We start from the raw sequence: 18,788 nt of genomic DNA, 5'->3' as shown, positions 1-18,788 counted from the left end.
GTTGAAACGTGATGGTCGTCAAACAAAAATAAGCTGATTTATTTTACTCTGTGTAATAAATAAAGGGCGCTTAGATGCCCTGTCCACGGCGAGGCTCTCCCCCCTTGCTAATGCGTGAAAACGTAGAAAAACACCAATACTCAGGAGCACTCCTAATTATGTTTAAGAATGCATTTGCTAACCTGCAAAAGGTCGGTAAATCGCTGATGCTGCCGGTATCCGTATTGCCTATCGCAGGTATCCTGCTGGGCGTCGGTTCCGCAAACTTCAGCTGGCTGCCAGCCGTTGTCTCGCATGTCATGGCAGAAGCAGGCGGTTCTGTTTTTGCAAACATGCCGCTTATTTTCGCTATCGGTGTCGCGCTTGGTTTTACCAACAACGACGGCGTGTCTGCTCTGGCGGCGGTGGTTGCCTATGGCATCATGGTGAAAACCATGGCCGTGGTTGCGCCGCTGGTTCTGCATTTACCGGCTGAAGAGATCGCAGCAAAACACCTTGCGGATACCGGTGTTCTCGGGGGGATTATCTCCGGTGCGATTGCGGCGTACATGTTCAACCGTTTCTACCGCATCAAGCTGCCTGAGTATCTTGGCTTCTTTGCTGGTAAGCGCTTTGTGCCAATCATCTCCGGCCTGGCGGCAATCTTTACCGGCGTGATCCTCTCCTTTATCTGGCCGCCTATCGGTACGGCTATCCAGACGTTCTCGCAGTGGGCGGCTTACCAGAACCCGGTTGTGGCGTTCGGTATCTACGGCTTCATTGAGCGTTGCCTGGTGCCGTTTGGTCTGCACCATATCTGGAACGTTCCTTTCCAGATGCAGATCGGCGAATACACCAACGCGGCAGGTCAGGTCTTCCACGGCGACATTCCTCGCTATATGGCGGGCGACCCGACGGCGGGCAAACTGTCCGGCGGCTTCCTGTTCAAAATGTATGGTCTGCCGGCGGCGGCTATCGCCATCTGGCACTCGGCTAAACCGGAAAACCGCGCGAAAGTGGGCGGTATCATGATCTCCGCAGCGCTGACCTCGTTCCTGACCGGTATCACCGAGCCGATCGAGTTCTCCTTCATGTTCGTTGCGCCGATCCTGTACATTATCCACGCGATCCTGGCCGGTCTGGCGTTCCCAATCTGTATCCTGCTGGGTATGCGTGACGGTACTTCCTTCTCGCACGGTCTGATCGATTTTATCGTCCTGTCCGGTAACAGCAGCAAACTGTGGCTGTTCCCGATTGTCGGCGCAGGTTATGCGATCGTTTACTACACCGTCTTCCGCGTTCTGATCAAGGCGCTGGACCTGAAAACGCCGGGTCGTGAAGACAGCACTGACGACGCGAAAGCGGGCGCGACCAGCGAAATGGCTCCGGCACTGGTGGCGGCATTTGGTGGTAAAGAAAACATCACCAACCTGGACGCGTGTATTACCCGTCTGCGTGTCAGCGTGGCTGACGTCGCGAAAGTGGATCAGGCTGGCCTGAAGAAACTGGGTGCGGCAGGCGTGGTTGTTGCGGGTTCTGGCGTTCAGGCGATTTTCGGTACAAAATCCGATAACCTGAAAACGGAAATGGATGAATATATCCGTAACAGCTAAGCAGTAAGACGTTGGGGAGAACTAAGGCAGCCGCATGGCTGCCTTTTTTACATCCTGAACGGTGCGTATGAAAAGCCGAACAGGGTCCGGCAGCTATATCAGAACTGATACGTGGCGGTGATGCTCACGTTACGCGGTTCGCCGTACACGATAGACCCTTCGATGTTGGTGTCGTAGGTTTTATCAAACAGATTGTTCACGTTACCCTGCAACGAAAAGTTTTTGGTCACCTGGTAGCGGGTGAAAAGATCCACCAGCGCGTAGCTGCCCTGTTCCGCACGGAAAGTGCCGTATGGCGTGACGGTATCGCTGTAGACGCGGTTCTGCCAGTTAACGCCGCCGCCAACGGTCAGTTCTGGCATCGCCGGCAGGCGATAACGGGTGAACAGTTTGACCGACGTGCGCGGCAGATACGGATTCACCGCATTACCTTCGTTATCGTCAGCGAGGTAGCGCGTTGCGCCAAAGGTCATCTGCCAGTTATCGGTGATCGCGCCGTTGATCTCAAATTCAACCCCTTTGCTGACGGTGCCGTTCGCGGCTTTATACGCGGTCTCTCCGTTGCTACCGGCGATAGGTGAACCGGTGGACTGAGCAAGGTTGTCCTGCTCGATGCGGAACAGAGACAGGGTGGTGGTCAGACGGCTATTCATCCAGTCAGATTTCAGGCCCACCTCATAGTTATTTCCGGTGATGGGGGAAAGGTATTTACCCGAGCTGTCGCGCTTGTTCTGCGGCTGGAAGATCGATGTGTAGCTGGCATAGGTGGACCAGTTATCGTTGATGTCATAAACCAGACCGGCATACGGCGTGGTATGGTTTTTCTCCATGCTGTAGGTCAGGGTGTCGATACGCCAGTTAGTGTAGCGCGCGCCGAGGATCAGATGCAGCGGGTCAGCCAGAGAAACACGGGTCGCGGCATACAACGACTTCATATGCGTGGTGTCATCCTGGGCCAGCGACTGCGGCGTCCATTGTGTTTGTGGGAAATGACCGTCGAAGTCAGCGAAATTGCCAATTTCGTCCGGGAAAACATTCGCCCACGAACTGAAATAGCGGTTATTTTGCTTACTGTAGCTACCACCGAACATCAGGTTATGCTGACGACCAAACAGGTCGTAGCCGCCGTCGGCAAACAGATCTACCGCGTCGACCTTACGCTTACCGCTGTTCCAGCCGGTACCGCCTACGTAGTCAAAACCGGGGCCATAGCTGGCGTAAGGGCCAACCAGCGTACCGTCGGCTTTATTGACTAACGCATCGATATACATTGTCTTACTGTCGAATTTCACTTCAGAGTGAGTGGCATTCATTGTTGCCTGCCAGGTATCGGCAAAGCGCTGCTTGAGTGTGACGAAAACCTTGTTGATCTCTTTATCGTTGTAAGCCCAGTCCGGCGCTGTGCTACGGGCGCGATCATAGCTATTTTTGCTGCCGTCGGTGTTCCAGCGCGGCAGGCCGCCCCATGTCGGGCTGTTCACATCGATTTTTTGATATTCATAACCTGCCGCCAGGCTGGTGGTCTCGCCCAAATCCGCGTCGAGAATACCGGAGAAGAAGGTTTTTTCGCTAGTGTAGCGATCCAGCCATGAGTCATTATTTTGATAACCGGCCACGACGCGCGCGCGAACATTTCCGTCATCCGTAAGCGGACTTTGCAGATCCATCACGTAACGCTGTTTATTCCAACTGCCGTATTCCGCAGAAACATCTCCCGTAAACTCCCGACGGGTGGCATGCTTGCGGATCATATTGATGGAGGCCGACGGGTTGCCGGTTCCTGTCATCAGACCGTTGGCGCCGCGCACCACTTCCACGCGTTCAAAAAGCGCGGTGTCGGACAACGCGTCACCGAGGTTCCAGCGCGATTCAAAGTACGTAGGAATACCGTCGACCATATAATTGTCGATCTCAAACCCGCGCGAATAATAGCTGCTGCGGTCTGAATCCGCCTGGCTTCGGCTAATTCCCAGCGTGTTATCCATCACGTCACCGAGAGTGTGCAGTTGTTGGTCTTCCATACGCTGCTGGCTGACGATGCTTACCGATTGCGGAATATCGCGCTGCGTCATTGCCATTTTCGTGGCGGCGTTGGTGGTTTTTACGCTGTAATCGTGTTCATCGCTGGCATCAGAAATGTCCGGGACGGAACCGTCCACAATGACGGTATCTTCGGTAACGGAAGCTGCGAAACTTGCGGAGGGCATCATTGCCACTGCGATACAGGCTGCCAGCAACGATGGGGTTGCGGCAGGTTGGCGCTGTTCGTCCCTGCGGTGTGTGATGAAAGACATGAGAAAACCCTTAATAGTGAAGATAGTGATTCAGGCTGCGCGGGGCGGCGATGAACCCTTTTTTATTGTCTGGCTTATCATTGCGCATGAAAATGCAAATGCGAAATATACGCATTCATATTCACTGTGTAAACAGAGGTTACAGGCTTTCTGAAATCTTGTTTCAGAACTTTTAGACGTCGCGGGGAGGGGAAAGCAGAGAACCTGTACGGCGATGCGCGTTTTTTGCTTAAGAAATCGTGGCTTAAGGTTGAAAGAGCGGCTTTAAGTCGATCATACTCTATACTGGCAGTGTGGCTCAGCGTAGCATGGCATCACGCATGGCAATTTTAAGAAAAGGAAAACGTCGTGGCAGAAGAAACTATATTCAGCAAAATTATTCGTCGTGAAATCCCGTCAGACATTGTTTACCAGGATGAACTGGTTACCGCATTCCGGGATATCTCACCGCAGGCGCCCACCCACATCCTGATTATCCCCAATATTCTGATCCCGACGGTCAATGATGTCACTGCCGAGCATGAACAGGCGCTGGGACGGATGATCACCGTAGCGGCGAAAATTGCTGCGCAGGAAGGCATCGCAGAAGATGGCTATCGCCTGATTATGAATACTAACCGTCACGGCGGCCAGGAGGTGTATCACATCCACATGCACCTGCTGGGGGGCCGCGCGCTGGGGCCTATGCTTGCGCATAAAGGGCTGTAATGATGAAAAAAGGATGCCTTGCGCTTTCGCTGGGACTGCTGCTGCTGGCGGGGTGTCGTTCGCATCCTGAAATACCGGTCAGCGACGAGCAGTCTCTGGTGATGGAATCAACGCTGCTGGCTGCGGGGATCACGGCGCAGCCGCCGTCGTTGAGGACCTCTGATCTTCAGCCTTCCGCGTCTTCAGTGCTGTACAACGAAAGGCAAGAGCCCGTTACCGTTCATTATCGTTTTTACTGGTATGACGCCAGAGGATTAGAAATGCATCCTCTGGAAGCGCCACGCAGCGTGACAGTTCCGGCGCGTTCGTCGGTCACGCTTTATGGCAGCGCCAATTATCTGGGGGCGCACAAAGTCAGACTTTATCTTTTTTTGTAAGGGGTGAATCTTGAAGAGTAAATTGAGTCGCTATGCACTGTTAGCCGGGCTGGCGATAGTGCTTTCCGGCTGTGTGGCGCAGCGTGAGCCTGCGCCAGTGGAAGAAGTCAAACCGGTGCCGGAGCAGCCCGCGCAGCCTCAGCAGCCTGCGCCTGTCGTACCTTCTGTGCCGGAAATCCCGGGTCAGCCTGGTCCAATTGAGCATGAAGATCAGACGGCGGCGCCTGCGCCCCGCGTTCGTCACTACGACTGGAATGGCGCCATGCAGCCGATGGTGGCTAAAATGCTGCAGGCCGATGGCGTAACCTCGGGCAGCGTGCTGCTGGTGGACAGCGTCAACAACCGGACAAACGGGTCGTTGAACGCGAGCGACGCCACGGAAACCCTGCGCAACGCGCTGGCTAACAACGGCAAGTTTACGCTGGTCTCCGCCCAGCAGTTGTCGATGGCGAAACAGCAGTTAGGCCTTTCTCCGCAGGACAGCCTGGGAACGCGCAGTAAAGCCATTGGTATTGCCCGCAACGTTGGCGCGCACTATGTGCTGTATTCCAGCGCCGCCGGCAACGTCAATGCGCCATCGCTGCAAATGCAATTAATGCTGGTACAAACTGGCGAGATAATCTGGTCAGGTAAAGGTGCCGTTCAGCAACAATAACGCGCTGTCGCGCGACGAGGTCTTGTCGCGCTTCTTTCCGCATTACCGCCCCGTTGCTGACGGTCAGACCGGTCTCAGCGGCGGGAGCGTTATCCTGGCCCGCGCCGAAACGCGTCTGGTGCTTCGCCGCCATCACGATCCCGATGCGCGCGGATACCCATTTTTGCGCCAGTACCGTGCGCTTAATCGCCTACCTGAACGTCTTGCGCCGAAGCCGCGCCTGTATATTCCCGGCTGGATGGCGGTGGACTATCTGCGCGGCGAGGTAAGATCGCAATTGCCGGATACCGACGACCTCGCGGGCTTGCTGTATCATCTGCATCAGCAGCCGCGATTCGGTTGGCGTATTCACCTTCTGCCGCTGCTTGAACAGTACTGGCGAGGCAGCGATCCATCACGCAGAACGCCGCGCTGGCTGAGGCGGTTAAAACGTTTGCGTCAGCAAGGGGAGCCACAACCGCTGCGTCTGGCGCCACTGCACATGGATGTCCACGCCGGGAACATCGTACACACTGAGTCGGGGCTGAAGTTAATCGACTGGGAGTACGCCGGGGACGGCGATATCGCGCTTGAGCTGGCGGCGGTGTGGGTGGACGATGTGGCCCGGCGCCGGCAACTGGTGAACGACTATGCGGTGCGCGGCAATATGTCGCCGGAAAGCCTGTGGCAGCAGGTCCGACGCTGGGATCCGTGGGTACAGATGCTGAAGGCAGGTTGGTATGAATACCGCTGGCGACAGACCGGCGAACAACACTTTATCGGGCTGGCCGACGCAACCTGGCGGCAGCTTTTAACGAAGGATTAAGGAGAGCAGTGTGGGTCCAGTTATGTTGGATGTCGAAGGGTTTGAACTGGATGCGGAAGAACGGGAAATTTTGGCCCATCCGCTGGTCGGTGGTTTGATCCTCTTCACGCGTAATTATCACGATCCGGCGCAGCTGCGCGAACTGGTGCGCCAGATCCGCGCGGCGTCGCGCAATCATCTGGTGGTGGCGGTGGATCAGGAAGGCGGCCGCGTACAGCGCTTTCGCGAAGGCTTTACCCGACTGCCTGCCGCTCAGTCTTTTGCCGCGCTACACGGGATGGAAGAGGGCGGCAAACTGGCGGAAGACGCAGGCTGGCTGATGGCCAGCGAAATGATAGCAATGGATATCGACATCAGTTTTGCGCCGGTACTTGATGTCGGGCATATCAGCGCCGCGATTGGCGAGCGATCCTATCATGCCGATCCGGCAAAAGCGCTGGCGATGGCGACGCGCTTTATCGACGGGATGCATGCCGCGGGCATGAAAACCACCGGTAAACATTTTCCGGGTCATGGCGCGGTGACCGCCGATTCGCATAAAGAGACGCCGACCGATCCGCGCCCGGAAGCGGAAATTCGCGCTAAAGATATGTCCGTGTTCCGTTCGCTGATTACCGACAACAAACTTGATGCGATTATGCCTGCGCATGTGATTTACAGCGAGGTTGATCCGCGTCCGGCAAGCGGCTCGTCGCACTGGCTGAAAACGGTCCTGCGTCAGGAGCTGGGTTTTGACGGGGTGATTTTCTCCGACGATCTCTCGATGGAAGGGGCGGCGATCATGGGCAGCTATGCCGAGCGCGGCCAGGCGTCGCTGGATGCAGGTTGCGATATGATCCTGGTCTGCAATAATCGTAAAGGTGCGGTCAGCGTGCTGGATAATCTGTCGCCGATCAAAGCAGAACGTGTTACACGTTTGTATCATAAAGGTTCATTTTCTCGTCAGGAACTGATGGACTCGGCACGCTGGAAACAGGTCAGCGCGCAGCTCAACCAGTTACACGAACGCTGGCAGGAAGAAAAAGCAGGTCATTAACGCAAGTTTGGTGAGGGTGCGATGATTATCTATTTACACGGTTTTGACTCTAACAGCCCGGGTAACCACGAAAAAGTGTTGCAGTTGCAGTTTATCGACCCGGACGTCAGGCTGATCAGCTACAGCACGCGGCATCCGAAACATGACATGCAACATCTGCTGAAGGAAGTGGACAAAATGTTGCAGCTTAACGTTGACGATCGTCCGCTGATTTGCGGTGTGGGTCTGGGAGGCTACTGGGCCGAACGCATCGGCTTTCTGTGCGACATCCGTCAGGTGGTGTTTAATCCGAACCTGTTCCCGTATGAGAACATGGAAGGCAAAATCGACCGCCCGGAAGAATACGCCGATATCGCCACCAAATGCGTGACGAACTTCCGTGAAAAGAACCGCGACCGCTGCCTGGTGATTCTTTCCCGTCATGACGAAGCGCTTGACAGTCAGCGCTCTTCTGAAGAACTGCACCATTTTTACGAAATTGTATGGGATGAAGAACAGACGCATAAGTTCAAGAATATTTCCCCCCATCTGCAGCGAATCAAAGCGTTCAAAACGCTGGGTTGACCGTCAACCACTGCGTATGCGCGTCCTGACCGCCAGCCTTCGGGCTGGTTTTTTTTTTGGCGAAATGGCAGAAGGTGTCTATCTTTTCAGCATCAAAACTTGATGCACATCAATTTTGGTATGACCAATGCACCGCATGTGTTATTCTCACTCTCGAAGAACATTTTCATTGTCGTAACCTGTTGTTAATTAAAGGCTATGTTAATAACTTTTAATTAACAATTGGTTAATCATTTAAGGGGGTCGCGTTGACTACACCATTGAAAAAGATCGTGATTGTCGGTGGGGGTGCTGGCGGGCTGGAAATGGCTACGCAACTGGGGCACAAACTGGGCCGCAAGAAAAAAGCGAAGATTACGCTGGTTGACAGAAACCATAGCCATCTGTGGAAACCCCTGCTGCACGAAGTGGCGACGGGGTCACTTGATGAAGGCGTGGATGCGCTGAGCTACCTGGCGCACGCGCGGAATCACGGCTTCCAGTTCCAGTTGGGGTCGGTAATGGATATCGATCGCGAGGCCAAAACAATTACCATTGCCGAACTGCGCGACGAGAAAGGCGAACTGTTGGTGCCGGAGCGCAAAATCGCATACGACACGCTGGTGATGGCGCTGGGCAGTACTTCTAACGATTTCAACACGCCGGGCGTGAAAGAGCACTGCATCTTCCTCGACAACCCGCATCAGGCGCGCCGTTTCCATCAGGAAATGCTCAACCTGTTCCTGAAATACTCCGCGAACCTGGGCGCGAACGGCAAGGTGAATATCGCCATTGTCGGCGGTGGGGCAACCGGCGTTGAGCTTTCGGCTGAACTGCATAACGCAGTGAAACAATTGCACAGCTATGGCTACAAAGGGCTGACCAACGAAGCGCTGAACGTCACGCTGGTGGAAGCGGGCGAGCGCATCCTGCCTGCGCTGCCGCCACGCATTTCTGGCGCGGCGCATAATGAACTGAGCAAACTGGGCGTCCGCGTACTGACCCAGACAATGGTGACCAGCGCCGACGCGGGCGGTTTACACACGAAAGACGGCGAATACATTGAAGCCGACCTGATGGTCTGGGCGGCAGGGATTAAAGCGCCGGACTTCATGAAGGAGATCGGCGGTCTCGAAACCAACCGTATTAATCAACTGGTGGTGGAGCCCACGCTGCAAACCACCCGCGATCCTGACGTGTATGCGATTGGCGACTGTGCTTCCTGCGCGCGTCCGGAAGGCGGATTTGTTCCACCGCGCGCCCAGGCTGCGCATCAGATGGCGACCTGCGCGATGAATAACATTCTGGCGCAAATGAACGGTAAACCGCTGAAGGCATACCAGTATAAAGACCATGGCTCGCTGGTTTCGTTGTCTAACTTTTCTACCGTTGGCAGTCTGATGGGGAACCTGACCAAAGGTTCGATGATGATCGAGGGGCGCATTGCCCGCTTCGTGTACATCTCTTTGTACAGGATGCACCAGATTGCACTGCACGGTTACTTCAAAACCGGGTTGATGATGCTGGTGGGCAGTATTAACCGCGTTATCCGTCCGCGTCTGAAGCTGCATTAATTACCTTCCGCTCAGCGTCGCCAATGGCGGCGCTGAGCGTCTGCGCCGTTCTGCACACTGAATATTCCTGTCGCTCTCCTCAGAGTTCTCTGAATCATGCTGTTTTAAGGTCAACCCACGATATTTTCATCCGCAATCTGATGGGCTTCTGCTTGCTTTAGTTGCAATATTGTTACCAATAGCAAAGAAGGAGGATTTCCCGTGAATAAATCAATGTTGGCGGGTATAGGGATTGGCGTAGCTGCTGCGCTGGGCGTGGCGGCGGTGGCCAGTCTGAACGTCTTTGATCGCGGCCCGCAGTATGCGCAAGTGGTTTCTGCAACACCTATCAAAGAAACCATTAAGACCCCACGTCAGGAGTGCCGTAACGTCACGGTGACCCACCGCAGACCTGTCCAGGATGAAAACCGCATCGCCGGTTCTGTTCTTGGCGCAGTGGCTGGCGGAGTGATTGGTCATCAGTTTGGCGGGGGCCGTGGTAAAGATGTCGCCACTGTTGTCGGGGCGCTGGGCGGTGGTTACGCGGGTAACCAGATCCAGGGATCAATGCAGGAAAACGACACCTACACCTCTACGCAGCAGCGTTGCAAAACCGTCTATGACAAATCGGAAAAAATGCTCGGCTACGACGTGACCTACAAGATCGGCGATCAGCAGGGCAAAATCCGGATGGATAAAGATCCGGGTACACAAATTCCGCTGGATAACAACGGCCAGTTGATTCTGAATAACAAAGCATAAAAAAGCTGTACTCTGCTGATTAGCCCCTCATTCGCTCAGGCTGAGGGGCTTTTTTTATCAGAAAGTTAACGCGTAGTTCAGGCCAAAGGTCCGCCCGCGGCCCTTGTATTCATACTGCGATGGGCTGCCGTAGGTTGGGCTGTACAGCAGCGGCGCGCGCTGTCCCCAGAGGGTGGTGTAGTCTTCATCCAGCAGGTTTTCGATGCTGAAGGTCAGTTTACCCAGCGGGAGCTGATAACTGCTGATAACGTCAACGGTATTGTATCCATCCAGCTTATTACCGCTGGCATCCGTCAGATCGAAAGACTGTTGGGTTTGCACCCGCAATGACCACGGCTCTGGCGCCCAACCCACCCAGGCGGTGGCTTTTGACGGCGAGGCCAGCGTCACATCCCATTTTTCCCATTTCCCGTTTTGCTTCACTTCAGACTTCAGTACGTTGAAGTTTGCGCCGAGGCTCCAGTCGCTGTCAGGAATGAAATAGTCCACAGCGCCTTCCACGCCGTAAATCCGGCGGTCGTCAGGTTCCACGCGAATGGTCATATCGCTGCGGTTAATCACAATGGATTTGTCGGAGGTAGAGTAATAGGCCGCCAGTTGCGTACGCAGACTGTCGCCGGTATAGCGCCATCCCAGTTCATAGGAGTTGACTTTGATCCCTTCCAGACGCGAGTCAGCGACGTTTACGCTGCGCTGAAGCTGGTAATGATCGCCTACCAACTGATAGGTGCCGTTACCGTAGTATTTCCCCGGATCCGGCAATTCGACGCCTTGGGAAAAGTTGAACCACGCCTGCTGGCGTTCGGTCAGATGCGCAAGCAGCCCGGCGTTGAACAGGACGTTATCGTAATCGGTTTTGCCGCCCGGTATCGCATCGGCAGAACTCGCCAGCCCATTGGCGATCCCCTGCTGCTGCGCGTAGCCGATGAAATCATCAACCCGGTTTTCAGTCCATTGATAGCGGATGCCGCCGCTCAGGGTGAAAATATCGTTGATGTCATAACTGCTTTGCAGGAACGGCGCGAAATTAGTGATGCTGTAGCCGGGGTAACGTCCGGTGGTATAGGCCGTACGGTTGTCCATGCCGCCGGAGGGAAGCGACCATGCGAGGTCGAAAAATTTCTGATTAGCGTCGAAGGTCTCGTGATCCGCATCGACACCCCAGGTCAGTTCCCAGTTATCCATCAACTGACTGTTGAGGGTAATTTTGGCGCCGTACTGATCGGTGTCCTGCTGCGAGGCAGAAAAGCTGGTGACCTGGCCCCTGGTCAGCGACGGGAAGGGATAAAATTTCAGCGATTCATCACGGTAATAAATTTGGCTGACCAAATTTTGACCGAAGAAGTCGGCGTCTGAATATTGCAGGCTAATCAGATGACGCTCTGTTCCGGGGATGCGATCGGCACTGAGTCCGCTACGGGTGCTGGCTTTACCGTCACCAGTGACGGCAGACATATTTTCGCCCAGATACAGGCCGTAGTCGTCATCGCCCTGGCTTTTATAATATTGGGTCACCAGCTGTAGCTGACGGTTGTCGTCAATCTCAATTGTGCCCGTACCCATCACATCCAGACGATCGGAGTGCTGCAAGCCGGTTTGCGTATTGTCGAGCATTAGCGCATCGCCGTTGCCATCGTACCAGCCGCCGAAGCGCTGCCAGGCGACAGAGAGACGGCCAGAGGCGCGATCCGTCCCACCGCTGACCGCGGCGGCAACGCGCTCGTCACGATCGTTACTGTTATTGAAGCCCGATTTAGCACCCAGTTCTAGTTCCACTTCGCGTTCCGGCTGGCCTTTTTTGGTCACGATGTTGATCAGGCCGCCAGTACTGCCGCCGCCATAGAGCGACGTCGCGCCGGAAATCACTTCAATGTGGGCAATGTTGAACGGATCGATGGCGTCCAGCTGTCGGCTGTCGGTACGCGAAGAGTTAAGGCGTACGCCATCAATCAGCACGACCAGCGCGCGCCCGCGCATATTCATACCATAGTTGGTTCGTCCCTGGCTGCTGACATCAATACCGGGGATCAACTGCGCCAGCACATCTTTAAACTCTTTGCCGCCCTGAACCTGTTGTTCAATTTCCTGACCCTCGATCACCCAGGTGGTCTGCGCCATTTCCGCCACCGTTTTTTGACTCCGGTTAGCGCTGACGATGAGGTTTTCTTCTTCTGTTTGCGTCGCTGCCGTTGCAGGCAGGGTTAACGCAAGCAGGACTGGGTTGAGCACCCAAAGACGCTTATTCATTCGCATTCCCTTCTGAAAATATCTGTAAAAGTGGTGTTCTTCTTGCCGGGCAGGCTCCGGCTGTTACATTGTGAAACAGATAGAAAATCAAATGCGAATATTGCTGATAATGGTTTCTATTATCAAATAATATTTTAAGAAATTTGAGTCTAACCCGGTGAAAACATTACTGATTGTAGGGGAAAGGTGAGAGAAGGACCGGGAAACGCATTCCCCGGTCAGCAGGATCAATCAGGCTTTTAACAGCTCGGGCCAAAGGCGAAGAGTGGTACGGGTGATCTGCATCAGTGTGTCAAACGACGCGCCTTCGCGGGCGCTGATCGACATCCCCTGTAAGATGCAGTTCAGGTATTCGGCAAGGTGCTGTACGTTGCACTGCGTCGGGATCTCTGCGCGCATCTGGCGCTGTTGCAGGAAACGGGTCAACGTTTGCTCCTGCATGGCGTGGCGTGATTTCACCGTATGCGCAATATCCCGTGACGCGGCAGAAAGCGTCGCGGAAGTGTTGATCATAAAACAACCCGCCGGGGTGTCTTTACTGGTAAAACAGGTCGCCACGGCGGTGAAGTAATCTTCCAGCGCGGCCTCCACGCTTTTTTCTTCGCAAAATAGCTGCGCTTCATGCTTTGCGGCGAAACGGGCGATGTACCTGTCGAGCACCGCGCGAAACAGTCCTTCTTTATTGGTGAATTCTGCATACAGCGTGGGGGCTTTCGCCCCTGTCGCTTCAACAAGATCAGAGAGCGACGTCGCCTCATAACCGTGCTGCCAGAAGAGTGTCATGGCCTTATCAAGCGCGGCTTCCCTGTCGAACACTTTTGGTCGGCCACGGCTTTTTTTTACACAACCTGTCGAGTCAGTTGTCATGATGCCGGTGTACCTGTCTGGGTTTAATGAATAACCATTATAAAAATAAAACCGTCCAGTCTCCAGCGCATTCCTGTGAAAAATAATTACGTTGCATTGTCATGAAAGATAAGTGCTTTTTAATTTATATAACGACCGTTATAAAAAAGAGTTGACGTGTGACCTGGATCACATCTATCATTTACCTATCGATCGTTAAGTAAATGCTTACGACCCCGTTCATCTGCAAAAGGTTACTATTATGAAAAACGTCAAAGCCCTCATCGCTGCTGCTGTACTCAGCTCTCTTTCATTCGCCAGCTTCGCTGCCGTTGAAGTGCAATCTACGCCTGACGGCCAGCAAAAAGTTGGGACCATCTCTGCCAGCGCAGGTACTAACCTGGGTTCTCTGGAAGAACAACTGGCGCAAAAAGCAGATGAAATGGGGGCGAAATCTTTCCGCATTACCTCGGTTACTGGCCCGAACACGCTGCACGGTACCGCGGTAATTTACAAATAAGCATTAACCCCTCATTAATGCCTGATTAAGATTTGCCACTGCACAAAAAAGCCCCGCTGAACTACGGTTCAGCGGGGCTTTTTCGTTCAGGCTTACAGGGATTGCTGTTTAACGTCGTGATGTCGAGTGACGTCGACCGGCATGCCGGAGCGGACATCCATTACATGCTGCATCAGTGGCGCATCGGTTTGCGCGGCATCTTTAAATGCCAGCAATGTGCTGTTCAGGACGATAGGCAAAACCTGCGGGTCATCATCAATATTTTTTGACAGCGGCTGATGTACCTCAACCAGACGTACGCCGCCTGGCTCGACTGAGGCTTTGATCGGCGTATTAATAATGTTGACTTTGGTTCCCGGGGTAACCTGCTTAAACAGCGTTTCAATATCGCCATCACGCAGGCGAATGCAGCCGGAACTGACCCGCATTCCGATGCCGAAATCGGCGTTGGTGCCGTGCAGCAGATACACGCCGCCGTAGGCGGCTAAACGAATCGCGTGGTGACCCATCGGGTTATCCGGCCCGGCAGGGACAACCGCAGGCAATTCGATCCCCTGTGCTTTATAGCGGGCGCGAATATTGGCCGTCGGCGTCCAGGTCGGATTCGCGCGCTTGTCGGAAACAGTGGTTACCATGGTGGGCGTAAGCGTATCGCCCCCCAGTTGACCAATGCCGATAGGGTAAACCGTGACCACGTTTTTACCCGGTGGATAATAATAAAGGCGCAGTTCAGCAAGGTTAATGACGATACCTTCGCGCGGCGCATCCGGCAGGAGGGTTTGCAGCGGAATGGTCAACACGCTGCCAGCGCGCGGCACGTAGGGGTCAACGCCGGGATTTGCCTGTAACAGCGCCAGGAATCCAACGTTGTATTTCTTCGCAATGGCCTCCAGGGAACCGCCGTTGTTTTCGACAACGTGATATTTATTTTCGCCCACCAGTTTGCTGCCGGGCGGCGGAAGTGGCCAGGTATTCGCCTGCGCAGGTAGCGCAAGCGCCATGCTGGCGGCAAACGTGACAAACGCCAGCCAGCGGGAAAGTCGCAGAGTTTTCATTATCATCATAAATCAAAGGGTTATTGGAATAAAAGACGCCAACGATCATTATGGCGGGTTGGCATGTCCTGAAATGCAAGGGAAGTGCAAAGAGTTGTAAAGATCTGCGAGGCGGGGGAGATCATGCCGGACGGCGGTTTCGCCTTATCCGGCATCGGGTTATTACGCGACCGCGTTTTCTTCCAGTTGCGCCATAAACTGACGCACCCAGTCCATACGCGTTTTCCGCTCCGTCAGATCCTGCATAAACTTCAGGCGGGTCGGACCGTCGAGGCGGAAGTGCTGAGGCTGCTTTTGCAGCAGACCGATAAGCCAGCCCGGGTTCACGTGATTTTTCTCGGCGAATTCAATGGTGCCGCCTTTCTCGTTACCTTCGAGTTTGCGGATCCCCAGCTTTTGCGCCTGCTGACGCAAACGGGCGATATCCAGCAGATTACGCGCGGGATCCGGCAGAAGACCAAAGCGGTCGATAAGCTCCACTTTGATCTCTTCCAGCTCGTTTTCGCTTTTGGCGCTGGCGATTCGCTTGTAGAACGACAGGCGCGTATTGACGTCGGGGATATAATCATCCGGTAGCAGCGACGGCATTCGCAGTTCGACTTCTGTCTGCTGGCTGGTGAGGTCTTCCAGCGACGGTTCCCGTCCGGCTTTTAGCGCATCGACGGCATTTTCCAGCAGTTCCATATACAGCGAGAAGCCAATGGTTTCCATCTGTCCGCTCTGGTCTTCGCCAAGCAGTTCGCCCGCGCCGCGAATTTCCAGATCGTGTGTCGCCAGCGCAAAGCCCGCGCCCAAATCTTCCAGTGACGCAATCGCCTCCAGACGCTTTTGCGCGTCGGTGGTCATTGCTTTCGGATGCGGCGTCAGCAGCCAGGCGTACGCCTGATGATGCGATCGGCCCACGCGTCCGCGCAACTGATGCAACTGCGCCAGTCCAAAGTGATCCGCGCGTTCGATGATAATGGTGTTGGCGGTCGGGATGTCGATCCCGGTCTCGATAATCGTGGTACACACAAGCACGTTAAAGCGCTGATGGTGGAAGTCGTTCATTACCCGTTCCAGTTCGCGCTCGCGCATCTGCCCATGACCAATCGCGATGCGCGCTTCCGGCACCAGTTCCGCCAGGCGGTCGGCGGCTTTCTGGATGTTTTCGACGTCGTTATACAGGTAATAGACCTGGCCGCCGCGCAGGATTTCACGCAGGATCGCCTCGCGCACGACCAGGTTATCGTATTCACGGACGAAGGTTTTCACCGCCAGCCGTCGCGCCGGTGGGGTGGCAATGATCGACAGATCGCGCATCCCGCTCATCGCCATATTGAGCGTGCGCGGGATGGGCGTGGCGGTCAGGGTCAGAATATCGACGTCGGCGCGCATCGCTTTGATACGCTCTTTATGACGCACGCCGAAACGGTGCTCTTCGTCGACAATCAATAAGCCCAGATCTTTCAGTTTGACATCGCTTTGCAGCAGCTTGTGCGTGCCGATCAGGATATCGATTTTCCCTTCAGCCGCCTGTTCGAGGATCTGCGCCTGTTCTTTGGCGCTACGGAAGCGGGACAGCATTTCGATACGCACCGGCCAGTTGGCAAAGCGGTCGCGGAAGTTGTCGAAGTGCTGCTGGGCGAGCAGGGTGGTCGGCACCAGAACGGCCACCTGCTTATGGTTTTCAACGGCGAGAAACGCCGCGCGCATTGCCACTTCGGTTTTGCCGAAGCCCACGTCGCCGCAGACCAGACGGTCCATCGCCAGCGGCTGACACATGTCGCTGAGTACAGCGTTAATGGCCTGGGCCTGGTCGGGCGTGGTCTCGAACGGGAAGCTGTCGCAAAATAGCTGGTACTGCTCGCGGTCGTGCTTAAAGGCAAAGCCTTCTTTCGCCGCACGTTGGGCATAAATATCCAGCAGCTCCGCCGCCACGTCGCGGACTTTTTCCGCTGCTTTTTGCCGCGCGCGGGACCAGGCGTCGCCGCCAAGCTTATGCAGCGGCGCGTTTTCCTCGGCTCCGCCTGCATAGCGGCTGATGAGATGTAACGAGGAGACCGGCACATACAGTTTGGCGTCGTTGGCGTAGGTGAGCATCAGATATTCACCCTTGATGCCGCCCGCTTCCAGGGTCGTCATTCCGGCATAACGACCAACGCCGTGTTCCAGATGAACCACCGGCTGACCCGTATGCAGTTCGGCCAGGTTACGGATCAACGTGTCCGGATTAATGGTGCGGCGTGAATCCTGGCGGCGACGCGCCACGCGCTCGCCGAGCAGGTCGCTTTCGCAAATCATCGCCAGGTTGCGCTGGGTATCGACAAACCCGCGTTCCGCGGCGCCGATCATCAGATAGCGCCCGTTACCACTTGCTTCATCAAGACGCAGAATGCGCTTCGGCGCGAGCTTAATTCGCGCGAGCAGTTCGCCGAGCGCCTCGCGGCGGCCTTCGCTCTCCACGGAAAAGACAACCGGACCCGTGAACGACTCGAGGAATTTGCGCAAAGCGTCAAGCGGCGCTTTTTGCTGCGCCTGTACCGCCAGATCGGGCAATTGCTGGAAACCCAGATTGGTATTGGCCGCTTTGTCCGGCAGGTGCTCCGTTTTAAGCTGAATGCGCGGCCAGCGCTTCAGTTCCGAGAACAGCGCGTCAACGCGGAGCCAGAGCGATTCTGGCGGCAGGAGCGGGCGCATCGGGTCAACGCCCCGGTTCTCGAAACGCGCCAGCGTGTCGGCCTGGAAGCGTTCGGCGCTGGCTTCCAGATCGCCGGTATTGACAAGTAAGGTGTTGGCCGGGAAGTAACTGAACAGTGGGGGCAGCGGTTCGCTGAAAAACAGCGGTTGCCAGTATTCAATCCCCGCAGGCAGCGTGCCTTTACTGACCTGCTGATAAATATGTTCAGCGTCGCGTTTCACTTCAAATGTATCGCGCCACTGGCTGCGGAACAGCTCGATGGCGGTTTTATCCGTCGGAAACTCATGCGCTGGCAGCAGGTTGATGGCATCCACTTCTTCCAGCGTGCGCTGGGTATCCGCATCAAACAGGCGAAGGCTGTCAATTTCGTCGTCAAAGAAATCCAGACGGTAGGGTTGTTCGCTACCCATCGGGAAGAGATCCAGCAGCGCGCCGCGCGTCGCGTATTCGCCGTGTTCCATGACCTGATCAACGTGCCGATAGCCTGCGCTGTCGAGCTGCGCGCGCAGGGCGTCGCGCGATAATCGCTGACCTTTTTTCATTACCAGCGCATGGCCGTGCAAATAACTGTGCGGGCAGACGCGCTGCATCAGCGTATTCACCGGCACAATCAACACGCCGCGTTGCATAGAAGGCAACTGATACAGGGTGGAAAGGCGTGATGAGATGATTTCCTGATGCGGCGAGAAGCTGTCGTAAGGAAGCGTTTCCCAGTCCGCGAGGTTCATCACCATCTGGTCGGTAAACTGGCGGATTTCATCATGCAGGCGCAGGGCGTTTTGCATATCCGGGGCGATGAGTACGACGGGGCCGGGATGGCGTTCAGCAATGTCCGCCACCAGCGTGGCGCAGGCAGCCCCGGTCAGTTCGCCCAGCAGGCGCTGATCGCCCGCTTTGACGGGCAGCGTGTAACGTTGTTGTTCAGGCATTCGGTTGTCAGAATCTCTTTTAGGTATACGTCTGATAAGCAATGCTCTTTATTATCCGCGATCGTTTCTCTTTAGCAAATTGAATCGCCCTCGGTATCGTCATGCGTAATATTCTTCATTTGGATGATTCAGGAGAAAGATCAGAACGGTAAGCGCGCCGGGGAAAGAATATATTTAGCATATCGA

Annotated in this window: 15 protein-coding genes; 10 read left to right on the top strand and 5 right to left on the bottom strand. The window is 55.1% G+C overall.

All coding sequences use genetic code 11. The annotated features are described in order from the left end of the window. Nucleotides 1-158: 158 nt before the first annotated feature. Nucleotides 159-1,592, top strand: coding sequence for a PTS glucose transporter subunit IIBC (gene ptsG / locus CSE01S_RS02255; RefSeq protein WP_042283707.1), 1,434 nt, complete (start codon nucleotides 159-161; stop codon nucleotides 1,590-1,592). A gap of 98 nt (nucleotides 1,593-1,690) precedes the next feature. Here ptsG and fhuE read toward each other — a convergent pair whose 3' ends face one another. After that, nucleotides 1,691-3,886 carry a ferric-rhodotorulic acid/ferric-coprogen receptor FhuE gene (fhuE, locus tag CSE01S_RS02250; RefSeq protein ID WP_042283704.1) on the bottom strand — a complete coding sequence of 732 codons (2,196 nt, stop codon included), beginning with the start codon at nucleotides 3,884-3,886 and terminating at the stop codon, nucleotides 1,691-1,693. 348 nt (nucleotides 3,887-4,234) lie between these two features. On the opposite strand from fhuE, the gene hinT reads away from it, so the two are divergent. The 8 genes from hinT to CSE01S_RS02210 all read left to right on the top strand — a co-directional run bounded on the left by hinT (nucleotide 4,235) and on the right by CSE01S_RS02210 (nucleotide 10,325). Further along, the gene (gene hinT, locus CSE01S_RS02245) at nucleotides 4,235-4,594 is read left to right on the top strand and encodes a purine nucleoside phosphoramidase (RefSeq protein ID WP_042283701.1); all 360 of its coding nucleotides are present in this window, start codon (nucleotides 4,235-4,237) and stop codon (nucleotides 4,592-4,594) included. A gap of 2 nt (nucleotides 4,595-4,596) precedes the next feature. After that, the gene (locus CSE01S_RS02240; RefSeq protein WP_042283698.1) at nucleotides 4,597-4,971 is read left to right on the top strand and encodes a YcfL family putative periplasmic lipoprotein; all 375 of its coding nucleotides are present in this window, start codon (nucleotides 4,597-4,599) and stop codon (nucleotides 4,969-4,971) included. 10 nt (nucleotides 4,972-4,981) lie between these two features. Next, complete coding sequence (gene lpoB, locus CSE01S_RS02235) at nucleotides 4,982-5,626, top strand: penicillin-binding protein activator LpoB (RefSeq protein ID WP_042283696.1); 645 nt, start codon at nucleotides 4,982-4,984, stop codon at nucleotides 5,624-5,626. Further along, nucleotides 5,607-6,431 (top strand): thiamine kinase, encoded by an 825-nt coding sequence (gene thiK / locus CSE01S_RS02230; RefSeq protein ID WP_042283693.1) that lies wholly within the window; start codon nucleotides 5,607-5,609, stop codon nucleotides 6,429-6,431. The genes lpoB and thiK overlap by 20 nt, the downstream gene beginning before the upstream one ends. Nucleotides 6,432-6,441: 10 nt before the next feature. Beyond that, nucleotides 6,442-7,467, top strand: a complete 1,026-nt coding sequence (gene nagZ, locus CSE01S_RS02225) for a beta-N-acetylhexosaminidase (RefSeq protein ID WP_042283690.1) — start codon at nucleotides 6,442-6,444, stop codon at nucleotides 7,465-7,467. 21 nt (nucleotides 7,468-7,488) lie between these two features. Further along, the gene (ycfP, locus tag CSE01S_RS02220) at nucleotides 7,489-8,031 is read left to right on the top strand and encodes an alpha/beta hydrolase YcfP (protein WP_042283688.1); all 543 of its coding nucleotides are present in this window, start codon (nucleotides 7,489-7,491) and stop codon (nucleotides 8,029-8,031) included. A gap of 248 nt (nucleotides 8,032-8,279) precedes the next feature. Further along, entirely contained in the window at nucleotides 8,280-9,584 is a 1,305-nt protein-coding gene (gene ndh / locus CSE01S_RS02215; RefSeq protein ID WP_042283686.1) for an NADH-quinone dehydrogenase, read from the top strand. A 201-nt stretch (nucleotides 9,585-9,785) separates the two neighbouring features. Next, nucleotides 9,786-10,325: a glycine zipper 2TM domain-containing protein gene (locus CSE01S_RS02210; RefSeq protein WP_060571338.1), complete on the top strand. Its 540-nt coding sequence runs from the start codon at nucleotides 9,786-9,788 to the stop codon at nucleotides 10,323-10,325. 57 nt (nucleotides 10,326-10,382) lie between these two features. On the opposite strand, the gene CSE01S_RS02205 is transcribed toward CSE01S_RS02210, so the two are convergent. Together CSE01S_RS02205 and comR are read right to left on the bottom strand one after the other, a co-directional pair. Continuing rightward, complete coding sequence (locus CSE01S_RS02205) at nucleotides 10,383-12,572, bottom strand: TonB-dependent siderophore receptor (protein WP_042283680.1); 2,190 nt, start codon at nucleotides 12,570-12,572, stop codon at nucleotides 10,383-10,385. A 231-nt stretch (nucleotides 12,573-12,803) separates the two neighbouring features. Further along, on the bottom strand, nucleotides 12,804-13,439 hold the full coding sequence (gene comR, locus CSE01S_RS02200) for a TetR family copper-responsive transcriptional repressor ComR (RefSeq protein WP_042283677.1): 636 nt from the start codon (nucleotides 13,437-13,439) through the stop codon (nucleotides 12,804-12,806). Between the two features lie 241 nt (nucleotides 13,440-13,680). On the opposite strand from comR, the gene bhsA reads away from it, so the two are divergent. Beyond that, on the top strand, nucleotides 13,681-13,938 hold the full coding sequence (bhsA, locus tag CSE01S_RS02195; protein WP_042283675.1) for a multiple stress resistance protein BhsA: 258 nt from the start codon (nucleotides 13,681-13,683) through the stop codon (nucleotides 13,936-13,938). A gap of 92 nt (nucleotides 13,939-14,030) precedes the next feature. Here the strand turns inward: bhsA and ldtC are convergent, their stop codons facing one another. Together ldtC and mfd are read right to left on the bottom strand one after the other, a co-directional pair. Next, a complete protein-coding gene (gene ldtC, locus CSE01S_RS02190; protein ID WP_072014947.1) occupies nucleotides 14,031-14,996 on the bottom strand; it encodes a L,D-transpeptidase LdtC in 966 nt (321 codons plus the stop codon). A gap of 159 nt (nucleotides 14,997-15,155) precedes the next feature. Next, nucleotides 15,156-18,602, bottom strand: coding sequence for a transcription-repair coupling factor (mfd, locus tag CSE01S_RS02185; protein ID WP_042283673.1), 3,447 nt, complete (start codon nucleotides 18,600-18,602; stop codon nucleotides 15,156-15,158). Between the last annotated feature and the right edge of the window lie 186 nt (nucleotides 18,603-18,788).

It is taken from the genome of Citrobacter sedlakii NBRC 105722, from assembly GCF_000759835.1.
Classification (GTDB): domain Bacteria; phylum Pseudomonadota; class Gammaproteobacteria; order Enterobacterales; family Enterobacteriaceae; genus Citrobacter_A; species Citrobacter_A sedlakii.
Note: the sequence above shows the minus strand (reverse complement) of the source record. Positions and strands in the feature narration are given on the sequence as shown.